This is a genomic window from Litorisediminicola beolgyonensis, from assembly GCF_042679605.1.
Taxonomy (GTDB): domain Bacteria; phylum Pseudomonadota; class Alphaproteobacteria; order Rhodobacterales; family Rhodobacteraceae; genus Litorisediminicola; species Litorisediminicola beolgyonensis.
Genome location: NZ_JBHTMU010000063.1, coordinates 1 through 12424, shown reverse-complemented (window position 1 = coordinate 12424; position 12424 = coordinate 1). Strand labels below are relative to the sequence as shown.

Here is a 12424-nt window from a genome sequence, read left to right as displayed (position 1 = left end):
CCGCGTCGCGGCGGGGCGAAGCCCGGGCAACATGCGGGGCAGGGCCAGGGCCAGAAGCGCGCCGGTCGCGGCGGCAACCGCCAGCGCCGTCCGCGCGCGGCCTAAGGCCTAGGAAAACGGAGCGCGCCCGGGCCTAGCTCGTGGCGCGCTCCACGCCGATATCGATCGCCTCGCGCAGCACCCGCTCGAGGAATCTCTGCTTCGACGGCGTGTAGAATTTCAGCCCGAACATGTCCTTGACGTAGAAGCTGTCGACCACCTGCTCGCCATAGGTCGCGATGACCGCCGAGGCGATGTAGACGTTGTTGTTCGCCAGCGTCCGCGTGAGATCGTAGAGAAGCCCCGGACGGTCGCGGGTATCGACCTCGATGATCGTGTAGATCTCCGACCCTTCGTTGTCGAAGGTGATCGAGGTCGGCACCTTGAACGCCTTCTCGCGCTTCTTGAGCTTGTCCTTCTCCTTGATCGCCTCGCGCGCCACGACCTCGCCGAGGAGCGTCTTGTGGATCATCGCCTTGAGGCGCGGGATGCGCGCGGCGTCGTAGGGATGCCCGTCGCCGTCCTGGATCCAGAAGGCCGCCGTCGCGAACCCGTCCTTCGACGTGTAGGTCCGCGCGTCCACCACATCCGCACCTACCAGCGTAAGCGCGCCTGCGAGCCGCGAGAAGATGCCGGGGTGATCCTGCAGCGCGAAACAGGCGCGGGTCGCGTCGCGGTCGGGATCGGGATGGATGTCGATGCGGATCTCGTCGGTCGAGATGTCGCGCAGAAGCTCGGCAAAGACCACATGCGCGGTGATGTGGAGGCCCTGCCAATAGGGCTCGTAATGGCGCTGCGTCTCGACCCGGAGGTCCTTGCTGTCCCAATCGGCAAGCTTCTCGCGCAGGAGCTTCTTGGCCTCGGTCCCGCGGGTCTCGCGGCTGATCGCCTCCATCCCGTCGGCGAGAACGGTCGCGGTTTGCCGGTAGAGCGCGCGCAGGAGAGCCGCTTTCCAGTTGTTCCAGGTGCCCGGGCCGACGCCGCGAATGTCGCAGACCGTGAGCACGCAGAGAAGATCGAGCCGCTCCTTCGAGCCCACCGCCTTGGCGAAGCCGCGCACCGTGCGCGGATCGGCGATGTCGCGCTTCTGCGCCATGTCGGACATCAGGAGGTGATGCCGCACCAGCCATTCGACCGTCGCGCATTCCGCCTTGTTGAGCCCGAGCCGCGGCGCCACGCGCCGGGCGATGCGGGCGCCCACGACCGAATGGTCCTCGTCCCGCCCCTTGCCGATGTCATGGAGGAGAAGCGCGGTGTAGAGCACCTTCCGGTTCACGCCCTCCTTGAGGATGGTCGAGGCGACGGGCAGTTCCTCGATCAGGTTGCCGTGCTCGATCTCGGAGAGGTTCCAGATGCATTGGATGGTGTGCTCGTCCACCGTGTAATGGTGGTACATGTTGAACTGCATCATCGCGACGATGGGCTCGAACTCGGGGATGAAGGCCGCGAGCACGCCCAGCTCGTTCATCCGCCGCAGCGCGCGGTCGGGATTGCCGTGCTTCAAGAGAAGATCGAGGAACGTGCGCTGGGCCTCGCGGCTCTGGCGCATCTCCTCGTCGATCAGGCCGAGATTGGCCTTCACCAGCCGCATCGCCTCGGGGTGGATCAGGAGCCCGGTGCGCAGCCCTTCCTCGAAGACCCGCAGGAGGTTCATCTTGTCCGACAGGAACGCCGCGTCATCCGCGATGGCGAGCCGTCCGTGGATGACCTGGTAGCCGTCCTTGACCTTGGGCGTCCGGGTGAAGACCCGCAGGATCAGGGGTGACTCCTTCTTCTGATCCGCCTCGAGCGAGGTCAGCACGATCCGGGTGAGATCGCCCACCGCGGTGGCGTGCCGGAAATAGGCCTGCATGAACTGCTCGACGCCACGCCGCCCGGCGCGGTCGCGGAAGCCCATCGCCTCGGCGACCTCGATCTGCATGTCAAAGGTCAGCTGCTCCATCGCGCGCCCCGCGATCAGGTGCAGGTGGCAGCGCGCGGCCCAGAGAAAGCTCTGCGCCTTGACGAAGGTATCGTATTCCTCGGGCCGGAAGACGCCCAGGTCGACGAAGTCCCGCCCCTCGGCGCCGCGATGGATGTAGCGCAGGATCCAGTAGAGCGATTGCAGGTCGCGCAGCCCGCCCTTGCCCTCCTTGATGTTCGGCTCGACCATGTAGCGCTGGCCGCCCTGCTTTTCGTGGCGCGAGTCGCGCTCTTCGAGCTTGGCGGTCACGAACTCGGATTCGGTGCCGCGGAAGAGGTCGGTCCAGAGACGCTTGTCCAGCTCTTCGGCGAGCGGCGCGTGGCCGGTCACGTAGCGCGCTTCCAGCATCGCCGTGCGGATGGTGAAATCCTCTTTCCCGAGCCTCAGGCAATCCTTCACCGTGCGCGAGGAATGCCCGACCTTCAGCTTCAGATCCCACAGGATGTAGAGCATCGACTCGATGACGCTCTCGGCCCAGCCGGTGATCTTGTAGGGGGTCAGGAACAGCAGATCGACATCGGAGAAGGGCGCCATCTCGCCGCGCCCGTAGCCGCCCACCGCGAGCACCGACAGGCGCTGGCCCTCGGTGGGGGTGGGGTTGCGATGGAGCCGCTCGGTCGCGATCTCGAAGACCAGCGTCACCAGGCAATCGGTGATCCAGGTATAGGAGCGGGTGACCGGCGCCGCCGCAAACGGCGCTTCGGCGAAGGCCCGGGCGATGGCCGCGCGGCCGCGGTCACGCTCTTCGGCCAGCGTCTCGACGACGATCTTGCGGATCGCGCGCTCCTCGCGCTCGTCTCCGAGCGCGTCCCAGAGCGCCTGACGCACTGCGCCCCGGTCGAAGATCGCTTCGGCCGGGGCGATGAGATCCTGGGGAAGGTCCGTGTCCTGCGGGGCCGGTTCAGAAACCGGCGCCGCCGAAGGCTCTGGGTGCAGGGTCAAGGATAACCACCTGTTGATTGCGGATCGTGGCGATCGCGAGCGCCCGCTCGTTGCTGCCATCGGCCAGAAGACGGAACACGCCACCGGCGCCCTGGAAGCCCGAGCCCTGCGTCAGCGCGCGCCCGGTCAGCGCGTCGCTGCGGCCCTGCCGGATCAGCGATCCGACCGCGTTGATGCCGTCGAAGGCGAGGCCGGCCAGCGCATGGGGCGCGGCGCCATAGGCCGCCCGGTAGCGGCTCTCGAACCCGGCCTGGGTGCTGCGGTCGGGGACGGTGAACCACGCGCCCTCGATGCCGGGCAGGTTGAAGCCGTCGGTCCGGCTGTCCCAGCGCGAGAGGCCCATGTACTGGACCGCCGACGGGGTGAGGCCCTGCTCGGGGCCGAGCTGCAGCACCACCGACAGACCGCCATCCCAGGTATCGGTCAGGAACAGCGCGTCGGCCTGGCCCGATGTCACCGGGCCCGCGATGCGCGCGAGCGCCGAGGTCAGGCTCTCGGTGTTGAGGTTGTAGGGCTCGGACGCGACGATCCGTGCGCCGCCGCGGGCCGCGGCCTGGGTGATCGCCTGGTTGCCGAGCGCGCCGCCGGTTGTGTTCTGGTAGAGCACCGCGATGTCGTCGACATTCTGGCGGGTGCCGTAGCGCACGAGCCGCGACGCGGTGTTCTGGAATGTCGAGCCGAGAACGAAGAGGTTGCCGCCGGCGATGGTGGCGTTGTTCGAGAAGCTCAGGACGTTGATGCCCTCGTCCGCGACCGCCAGAGCGGCGGCGTTGGCGGCCTCGCCGAAGAGCGGCCCGAGGATGATCTGCGCGCCGTTGTCGACGGCGGTCTGGGCCTGCTGCGCGGCCCGCGCGGCCTGGCCTGCGGTGTCGTAGACCTGCAGGTCGATCTGCACGCCGCCAAGCTCGGCAATGGCGAGGCGGGCGGCGTTCTCGAGCGAGCGCGCGATGGCGCCGGCACCGGAATCCGAGCGCGGGACGAGCAGGGCGACGCGCACCGGCTGGCTGGTATCGACCCGCGGGCCGCCGCCTCCGGCGGTGATGGCAACGGGATCGCACGCGGCGAGAGCGAGCACGGCAAGGGCGGCGCTGCCCCGGGTCAGTGCCTTGCGGGCGGCGGTGAAAACGGCAAACATCAGTCGGCTGGCCTCTCGGTTACGGTGACGGGCGCGGCGTCAATGCACCGCGGATATTCCCGCGATCATAGGTCACAGGTCACGGAGGTCCAAGAATGAATCCCCCCGCAGGCGCGCTCGCGCCGGGGCTGCACCTCGTGGCCACTCCGATCGGCAATGCCAGCGACATCACCCTGCGGGCGCTCGACGTTCTGGCGCGGGCCGATGTGCTGGCCGCCGAGGATACGCGCAGCCTCAAGCGGCTTCTCGAAATCCACGGGATCGCCTTGGGAGACAGGCCGGTTCTGGCCTATCACGACCATAACGGCGCGCGCATGCGGCCGCGGCTTCTGGCCGAAATGGCGGCCGGGCGGAGCGTCGCCTACGCCTCCGAGGCGGGCACGCCGATGATCTCGGATCCGGGCTTCGACCTGGCGCGCGCGGCGATTGCCGAGGACCTCCCGGTGACCACGGCCCCCGGCGTCTCGGCGGTCGTGACCGCGGTGACGCTGGCGGGGCTGCCGACCGACCGGTTCCTCTTTGCGGGCTTCCTGCCGAACGCCGCGGCCGCCCGCCGCCGCGCGCTCGAAGAGCTGGCACCGGTGCCCGCAACGCTGGTCTTCTACGAATCGCCCAAGCGCCTCGGCGGGATGCTGGCCGACGCCGTGACCGCGCTCGGTCCGGACCGCGATGCCGCCGTCTGCCGCGAGCTGACCAAGCGGTTCGAGGAATGCCGCCGCGGGACGCTCACGGAGCTTGCGGGGTTTTATGAAAATGCGAGCGTCAAAGGCGAGGTGGTGGTGCTGATCGACCGCGGATCTTTGGGAACTGTTAGCCAAATCGAGATAGACCAGTCCCTGAGCGAGGCCTTGCAGACGATGAGCGTTCGGGATGCGGCAGACACCGTATCGCGCATGCTGGGCCTCAAGCGTCGGCCCGTCTACCAGCGGGCCATGGCGCTGCAACAGGATCGTGAGGACGGGCAGGATGAGCAGGATTGACAGGGATTGGCAGGGGAGCGCGGTCACCGCTCGGTCCGATGCGGGGCGCACCGGCTACCACGCGGGCCGCTCGGCCGAAGGGATGGTCGCCCGCGATTACGCGCGCCGCGGCTACCCGCTGGCCGCCGACCGCTGGCGCGGAGAGGGTGGCGAGATTGACCTGATCCTGCGCGACGGCGACGGCCTGATCTTCGTCGAGGTCAAGAAGAGCCGCAGCTTCGCGCGCGCCGCACTTCGCCTTGGCCGTCCTCAGCAGCGTCGGATCTGCGCGGCGGCCGAGGAATTCGCCGCGACCGAGCCGCGCGGCAGCCTGACCGAGATGCGGTTCGACCTGGCGGTCGTGAACGCGCAGGGCGAGATCCACATTCTCGAAAACGCCTTCGGCGCCTGAGGGTCGGCGCGCTTTAGGCCGCATCTGTCAGCCGGGGCTGCAGGTCGTCGCGACCAGCATATCGCGCCCCGACCATTGCCGCGGCGGACGGCATGCGCCATGTAACGGGCGCAGATATCCGGAGCGCCGCCCATGAAGATCGCCTTTCAGATGGACCCGATCGGTCCGATCAATATCGACGCCGACAGCACCTTCCGGCTGGCCGAAGAGGCGCAGGCGCGGGGCCATTCGCTCTTCTACTACACCCCCGATCACCTCGCCTATCAGGAAGGGCGGATCACCGCCCGCGGCCGCGATCTGGAGGTTCAGCGGGTGCGCGGCGACCATGCGATCCTGGGCGAGATGCGCGAGGTCGATCTCTCGGAAATGGACGTGGTCTGGCTCCGCCAGGACCCGCCCTTCGACATGCATTACATCACCACGACCCATCTTCTGGATCGCCTCAAGGACCAGACGCTCGTCGTCAACGACCCGTTCTGGGTCCGGAACTCGCCGGAAAAGCTCCTTGTCCTGAACTTTCCCGACCTCACCCCGCCGACGACGATCGCCCGCGACCTGGAGACGCTCAAGGCCTTCCGCGCCAAGCATGGCGACGTGATCCTGAAGCCTCTCTACGGCAATGGCGGCGCAGGCGTGTTCAAGCTCGACCGCTCCGACCGCAACCTCTCGTCGCTGCATGAGCTCTTCACCGGGTTCTCGCGCGAGCCGCTGATCGTGCAGAAATACCTGCCCGACGTCTCAAAGGGCGACAAGCGCGTGATCCTCGTCGATGGCGAACCGGTCGGCGCGATCAACCGCGTGCCCGCCGAGGGCGAGGTGCGCTCGAACATGCATGTGGGCGGCCGTCCCGAAAAGATCGGCCTCAGCGACCGGGATCGCGAGATCTGCGACCGGATCGGGCCGATGCTCAAGGAAAAGGGCCAGGTCTTCGTCGGCATCGACGTGATCGGCGACTGGCTGACCGAGATCAACGTGACCTCGCCGACCGGCATACAGGAGCTCGAGCGCTTCGACGGGACCAATGTCGCCGGAAAGATCTGGGACGCCATCGACGCCCGACTCGCCTGACCCCTGTCAGGCGAGAAAATTCCGCCTCGGAATTTTCCCCGCCCTCGACCCGCGGGTCTCGCCAAACAAATCCGATGGGCGTATGGCGCAGATCATGCGCCCGGTATCCCTCGATCATCTCGACGATCAGCCGCGCTGGCAGAGGCCGGTGCCGCTCCTGTTTCTCATGGCCATCGCCATGCCGCTCAGCTTCGCGACCTGGTCCGCGCTACTGAACAATTTCGTCATCGAGCAGGCGGGTTTCGACGGCTCGGATATCGGCTGGCTGCACACCGTGCGCGAGATCCCGGGCTTTCTCGCCATCGGCGTGATCGCGGTGATCATCTTCGTGCGCGAACAGGTGCTGGCGCTCGTGTCGCTGGCGCTTTTGGGCGTGGCGACCGCGCTCACCGCGATGTTCCCGAGCCTCGGCGGCATCCTCACCATCACGCTCCTGAGCTCCATCGGCTTTCACTATTACGAGACGGTCAACCAGTCGCTCCAGCTGCAATGGATCGACAAGGCGCGCGCCCCGCAGGTGCTCGGATGGCTCCTCGCCGCCGGGTCGGGCGCGACGCTGATCGCCTACGGCCTGATCGTCGCCACATGGGAGCGCTTCGATCTCTCCTACAACACCGTCTATCTCGCCTCGGGCGGTCTGACGCTGGTGATCGTCGCCCTCTGCGCGCTCGCCTTCCCGCAATTCGAGGCGCCGAACCCGCAGCTCAAGCGCTTCGTCCTGCGCCGCCGCTACTGGCTCTACTACGCGCTGCAGTTCATGGCCGGGGCGCGGCGCCAGATCTTCGTCGTCTTCGCGGGCTTCATGATGGTCGAGCGTTTCGGCTTCGAGGTCCACGAGGTCACGGGCCTTTTCCTCGTGACCCTCGTCGCAAACATGGTCTTCGCGCCGCTGATGGGCCGCGCGGTGGCGGTCTGGGGCGAGCGCCGGGCGCTCTTGTTCGAATATGCCGGGCTGATCGGCGTGTTCCTGGCCTATGGCGGCATCTATGCCTTCGGCTGGGGCGTGGCGCTCGCCGCGGCGCTCTACGTCGTCGATCACCTGTTCTTCGCGCTGGCGCTGGCGCTCAAGACCTATTTCCAGAAGATCGCCGATCCCGGAGACATTGCGCCCACAGCGGCGGTGGCCTTCACCATCAACCACATCGCCGCGGTCTTTCTCCCCGCGCTTCTGGGCTATCTCTGGCTGGTCTCGCCCCAGGCCGTCTTCGTGCTCGCGGCGGGCATGGCGACGATCTCGTTCCTTCTGGCGCTTCTGATCCCGCGCCATCCCGCGCCGGGACACGAGACGGTCTTCGCCCCGCGTCTCGCGGCCCCGGCGGAATAGGTCCTCACCAGAAGATCACCAGGATGGCCAGCATCGAGGCGGCCAGCAGAACGCCCCAGATCTTGACGTTGGCCCAGACCGGCGCGTCGTCGGACAGCGCATCGAAGGCCATGTCCTTGGACCAGACCACATCGCCCAGCTGATCGGCGGGCCGGGCCGTGCCGGTGCGGCTGACGAGGAAGTAGATCACGCAGGAGACCGCGAACATCACGCCGACATTGGTGGTGAAATGCAGCGGCCAGTAGCCCATCTGCGTCGCGATGAAGACCGCGACCGCGACCGCGTGGCCCCCGAGAAGCGTCCAGAACGCCGCGTCCGAGGTGCCGCGATGCCAGAGCGCGCCGAGGATGAAGATCGCCACGACCGGCGGCACGACGATCGAGAAGGCCTGCTGCAGGTAATCCCAGAGCCCGCCCATGTCGTCGATGAACGGCGCCCAGACCACCGCGACCGCCATGAGGACCAGCGTGGTGATGCGCCCGATATTGCGCTGCTCGCGCGGGCTCTTGTCCTCGACGCCGATGAAATCGTGGCTGATCAGCGTGGAGGAGGAGTTGAGCGTCGAGTCAACGCTCGACATGATCGCGGCGACGAGACCGGCGAGGACGAGACCGGTCAGACCGGCGGGCAGGATAGTGGTCGCGATGGTCGGAAAGACCATGTCCGCGTTCTCGAGATCGGGCACCACAGCCAGCGCCATCGCGCCGGGCAGCACCATGATGAACATCGGGATGATCTTGAGGAACCCGCCGAGGATCGCGCCGCGCTGCGCCTCGCGCAGGTCGCGCGCGCCGAGGACGCGCTGGACGATGTACTGGTTGGTGACCCAGTACCAGAAGCCCAGAAGCGGCACGCCCACGAAGAGACCGGGCCAGGGCAGGGTCTCGTCATCGCGGGGCTGGATCAGCGAGAGATGGTTCTCCTCGGGCACCGCGTCCTTCACCGCCTGCCAGGAAAAGCCCAACTCCGAGAAGAGGAGCCAGGTCATCACCGCGGTGCCGACGATCAGCACCACCGCCTGCAGCACGTCGGTATAGACCACCGCCCTGAGGCCGCCGGACGCGGTGTAGAGACCCGCGAAGATCCCGATCGCGACGCAGGTCTGCCAGACGGGGATGTCCGGGAAGAACGTCTTGACCACGACCCCGCCCGCGTAGAGCCCGCCCGCGGTGTCGACGATGACGGTCAGAAGGATGGTGATCGCCGAGAAATAGAGCCGCGCGCGCCGGTCGTAGCGGCGCTCCAGCCATTCCGGGATCGTCGTCACCTTCGAGCGGAAGAAGAGCGGCGCGAAGATGAAGGCGAGGATCAGGAGCGGCAGGCCCGACATCCATTCATAGGCCGAGGTCGCGATACCCGTCGAATAGGCCGCGCCGGTCAGACCGATCAGGGTGGTGGACGAGATGTTCGAGGCGAAAAGCGAGAAGCCGACGATGCCCCAGGTCAGGGTGCGACCGGCCAGAAACAGGTCCTCGCCGCTCTCGGTTTTGCGCGACACCCAGACGCCGATGGCGATGACGACCAGGAAATAGGCGACCAGAACCCCGATATCGAGACCGGTGATGGCACCGGCCACCGCTTGCGAAGATTGTTCCTCCATGCTCAAAGCCCTCCCGTAGCGTGCACTCCAGGAAAAACCGGGCGCGTCCGGCTCGGTTCCCGCATTGGTAGAAAAAGGTGATCCAGATGGCCACATTTACCGCTCTGACGACCCTCGACGGGCGCGAGGCAGCCGAGGCGCTGGGCGCGGCGATGGAAGAGCTCGATCCCGAACCCACGGGCGTCGGCGTCTTCGAAATCGAGGACGGTTCGGGCCGCTGGGAAGTCGGGGGCTATTTCGAGGAAGAGCCCGCCGAGAGCGAACTTGCGCTCCTCGCCGCGGCCTTCGGCGCGCGCCCTTTCGCGATCTCCGAGCTGCCCGAGACCGACTGGGTGGCCAAGGTCCGGCGCGAGCTGGTGCCGGTCGTCGCGGGCCGGTTCTTCGTCTATGGCAGCCATGATGCCGACCAGGTGCCCTCGGACAAGGTGCCGCTTTTGATCGAGGCGGCGATGGCCTTCGGCACCGGGCACCACGGCACCACCAAGGGCTGCCTCCTGGCGCTCGACCGCCTGATCGAGGCCGGCGTGACCTGCCACAACGTCGCCGATATCGGCTGCGGCACCGCGGTTCTCGCGATGGCCGCCGCGCGCATCTGGCCCGAACCGGCGCTGGCCTCCGATATCGACGCGGTCGCGGTCGAGGTGGCCGAGGCCAATCTCCGCGCCAACGGCATGGAGGGGCGGGTGCGCTGTCTCGAGGCCGCGGGCTTCGATCACCCCGAGATCGCCGCGGCGGCGCCCTTCGATCTGGTCTTCGCGAACATCCTCAAGGCGCCCCTGATTGCGCTCGCGCCCGACATGGCCGCGCATCTGGCGCCGGGCGGTCACGCGATCCTGTCGGGGCTCCTGAACGACCAGGCCGACGAGGTGGTGGCGGCTTATGTCGCAGCCGGGATCAATCTGGTCCAGGCGGACCGGATTGGTGACTGGACGACGTTAACCTTGAAGGCAAATTGACCCCAAAGCGCCGGATTTTGAGAAAATTCACGCGTTTTGCCCCATTCTTGCCGCATTTGCGGCGTATCTCGGTCGCATCCGGTGGGGGCAACACTGGGTATGTTGCCATGGAAGCATCTTACAAGTCTTTTCAGCGCCGTCAGAGAAAGATCGAGCGCTCGCATCGCAAGCTGGCCAAGGGCTACACCACGCGGCTGAACCCCGAGACCGGCAATTACGAGCATGCGCCGAACTCCGAGTTCGCGCGCCACATGATCAGCCCGCTGATCGCGCTGACGCTCGGCTTCTTCTGCTTCAAGGCCTTCCTGCTCGTCCGCCTCGGCACCGAGGATTACGCGGGTCATCTGGCCGCTCTCGAGAACGGCAGCCTCTCCGAGCAGATGGGGGCGGTCCTCATGTCGCTCGATCCGCTGACCGTGACACTGGCCGACCTCGCGTCGCGGGTGATCTGACCCGACGCTCATCGCTTTCGTTTTTCGCAAAACCGGCGCCGGAGATCTCTCCGGCGCCGGTTCTTTCGTTCAGCGTGCCGCTTTAGGCGCGGCGCGGTTCGTTCAGCGGGCAGCCTTGCGTGCCGCGCGATCGATATCGCCGCGGGTCAGGCCGATATCGTCGAGCTCGCGATCGCTCAGCGCCGACAGCTGCCGGCGGGTGCGGTGGATCTCGGCGCGCAGGCGCAGTTCGGTCGCGGCGCGGCTCAGGAGTGACGGAACCACGTCGTGATCAAGGCGGGTGGAGGACACGAGGATGCGGCCGATGCCCGAGGCAAGGGCCACGGGTCCGGTCGCGGGATGTGCTGCGGTCATGTAGGTCATTGGAAGAATCCGAAGGAAGGTCGAGGAGGAGGGTGCCTAGAAGGCGTGTTCGAACGCGCAAATATGAGGCGGTTTGAAAACTCACAATCGCGGAGATTGCATAGGCGCCATGCGCCGACATCATGTGTCGCTCCCGGCTCTCAAAGCGTCGAAACGGTTCTTTGCCGGTAGCGGATGTTCGCGTTTCGTGCTAGCGCTGGGCCAAACGCACGGTGAGAGGCGGGCAGTGATCAGGGTTCTGGGCATCGACCCGGGGTTGCGAAACCTCGGATGGGGCGTGATCGACGCCGATGGCGGGCGCCTGCGCCATGTCGCGAACGGCACGCTGCATTCCGAAGCGGGCGATCTGGCGCCGCGTCTCCTGACCCTGCACCGGGCGCTTTGGGACGTGCTCGAGCGCTTCGCGCCGGGCACCGCGGCGGTGGAGCAGACCTTCGTGAACAAGGACGCCGTGGCGACGCTGAAGCTCGGCCAGGCCCGCGCCATCGCGCTCCTGGTCCCCGCGCAGTTCGGGTTGGAGGTGGGCGAATACGCGCCCAACAAGGTCAAGAAGACAGTCGTCGGCGTCGGACATGCCGACAAGCGCCAGATCGAGCACATGGTGAAGATGCAGCTTCCGGGCGTGACGCTGGATTCGCCCGACGCCGCCGACGCGCTGGCCATCGCGATCTGCCACGCGCATCACATCCGCGCACCGCAGGCGAGGATCCGGGCATGATCGGGCGGATTGCCGGACGGATCGAGTATCGCGGCGAGGATCACGTGCTGATCGACGTGCGCGGCGTGGGCTATCTGGTCTATTGCTCCGAGCGGGTGCTGGCGGGGCTCGGCGGCGCGGGCGAGGCGGCGGCGCTCTTCACCGACCTGATCGTGCGCGAGGATCTCCTCCAGCTCTACGGCTTTCCGACGCTGGTCGAAAAGGAATGGTTCCGGCTCCTGATGACGGTCCAGGGCGTCGGCGCCAAGGCGGCGCTCGCGATCCTCGGCACGCTTGGCCCCGACGGCGTCAGCCGCGCCATCGCGCTTGGGGATGCGGGCTCGATCAAGGCCGCCAAGGGCATCGGCCCAAAGACCGCGACCCGCGTGGTGAACGAGTTGAAGGACAAGGCGCCCGCGGTCATGGCGATGGGCACAGGGCCCGCGACCGCCCCCGCACCCGACGACGCCGTGATCGACCAGGGCGACCGCGCGCCCGCCGCACGGCCCGCGCC

At 67.2% G+C, this 12424-nt stretch carries 12 protein-coding genes; 8 read left to right on the top strand and 4 right to left on the bottom strand.

The features are described from left to right. Positions 1-133 precede the first annotated feature (133 nt). Entirely contained in the window at positions 134-2944 is a 2811-nt protein-coding gene (locus tag ACFQ4E_RS19830; RefSeq protein WP_386806269.1) for a [protein-PII] uridylyltransferase, read from the bottom strand. After that, positions 2904-4079 (bottom strand): penicillin-binding protein activator, encoded by a 1176-nt coding sequence (locus ACFQ4E_RS19825; protein WP_386806268.1) that lies wholly within the window; start codon positions 4077-4079, stop codon positions 2904-2906. Before ACFQ4E_RS19825 ends, ACFQ4E_RS19830 begins: the two co-directional genes overlap by 41 nt. Positions 4080-4174: 95 nt before the next feature. Here ACFQ4E_RS19825 and rsmI point away from each other — a divergent pair, with 95 nt between their 5' ends. The 4 genes from rsmI (at position 4175) to ACFQ4E_RS19805 (ending at position 7842) form a co-directional block, all read left to right on the top strand. After that, positions 4175-5059, top strand: coding sequence for a 16S rRNA (cytidine(1402)-2'-O)-methyltransferase (rsmI, locus tag ACFQ4E_RS19820; protein ID WP_386806267.1), 885 nt, complete (start codon positions 4175-4177; stop codon positions 5057-5059). After that, positions 5046-5450 carry a YraN family protein gene (locus ACFQ4E_RS19815; RefSeq protein WP_386806266.1) on the top strand — a complete coding sequence of 135 codons (405 nt, stop codon included), beginning with the start codon at positions 5046-5048 and terminating at the stop codon, positions 5448-5450. Before rsmI ends, ACFQ4E_RS19815 begins: the two co-directional genes overlap by 14 nt. A gap of 132 nt (positions 5451-5582) precedes the next feature. Continuing rightward, a complete protein-coding gene (gshB, locus tag ACFQ4E_RS19810; RefSeq protein WP_386806265.1) occupies positions 5583-6518 on the top strand; it encodes a glutathione synthase in 936 nt (311 codons plus the stop codon). A gap of 94 nt (positions 6519-6612) precedes the next feature. Continuing rightward, positions 6613-7842 (top strand): MFS transporter, encoded by a 1230-nt coding sequence (locus ACFQ4E_RS19805; protein WP_386806264.1) that lies wholly within the window; start codon positions 6613-6615, stop codon positions 7840-7842. A 4-nt stretch (positions 7843-7846) separates the two neighbouring features. Here the strand turns inward: ACFQ4E_RS19805 and ACFQ4E_RS19800 are convergent, their stop codons facing one another. After that, entirely contained in the window at positions 7847-9442 is a 1596-nt protein-coding gene (locus ACFQ4E_RS19800) for a sodium:solute symporter (RefSeq protein ID WP_386806263.1), read from the bottom strand. An 86-nt stretch (positions 9443-9528) separates the two neighbouring features. Between ACFQ4E_RS19800 and ACFQ4E_RS19795 the strand changes: the two genes are divergently transcribed. Both ACFQ4E_RS19795 and ACFQ4E_RS19790 read left to right on the top strand, forming a co-directional pair. Continuing rightward, a complete protein-coding gene (locus ACFQ4E_RS19795; protein WP_386806262.1) occupies positions 9529-10398 on the top strand; it encodes a 50S ribosomal protein L11 methyltransferase in 870 nt (289 codons plus the stop codon). Between the two features lie 107 nt (positions 10399-10505). After that, positions 10506-10850: a hypothetical protein gene (locus ACFQ4E_RS19790; protein WP_386806261.1), complete on the top strand. Its 345-nt coding sequence runs from the start codon at positions 10506-10508 to the stop codon at positions 10848-10850. Between the two features lie 102 nt (positions 10851-10952). Here the strand turns inward: ACFQ4E_RS19790 and ACFQ4E_RS19785 are convergent, their stop codons facing one another. Next, positions 10953-11213, bottom strand: a complete 261-nt coding sequence (locus ACFQ4E_RS19785; protein WP_386806260.1) for a DUF1127 domain-containing protein — start codon at positions 11211-11213, stop codon at positions 10953-10955. Between the two features lie 229 nt (positions 11214-11442). Between ACFQ4E_RS19785 and ruvC the strand changes: the two genes are divergently transcribed. Both ruvC and ruvA read left to right on the top strand, forming a co-directional pair. Beyond that, a complete protein-coding gene (gene ruvC / locus ACFQ4E_RS19780) occupies positions 11443-11931 on the top strand; it encodes a crossover junction endodeoxyribonuclease RuvC (RefSeq protein ID WP_386806270.1) in 489 nt (162 codons plus the stop codon). Further along, on the top strand, positions 11928-12424 hold a 497-nt coding region (ruvA, locus tag ACFQ4E_RS19775), incomplete at its 3' end, for a Holliday junction branch migration protein RuvA (protein ID WP_386806259.1). The genes ruvC and ruvA, both read left to right, overlap by 4 nt.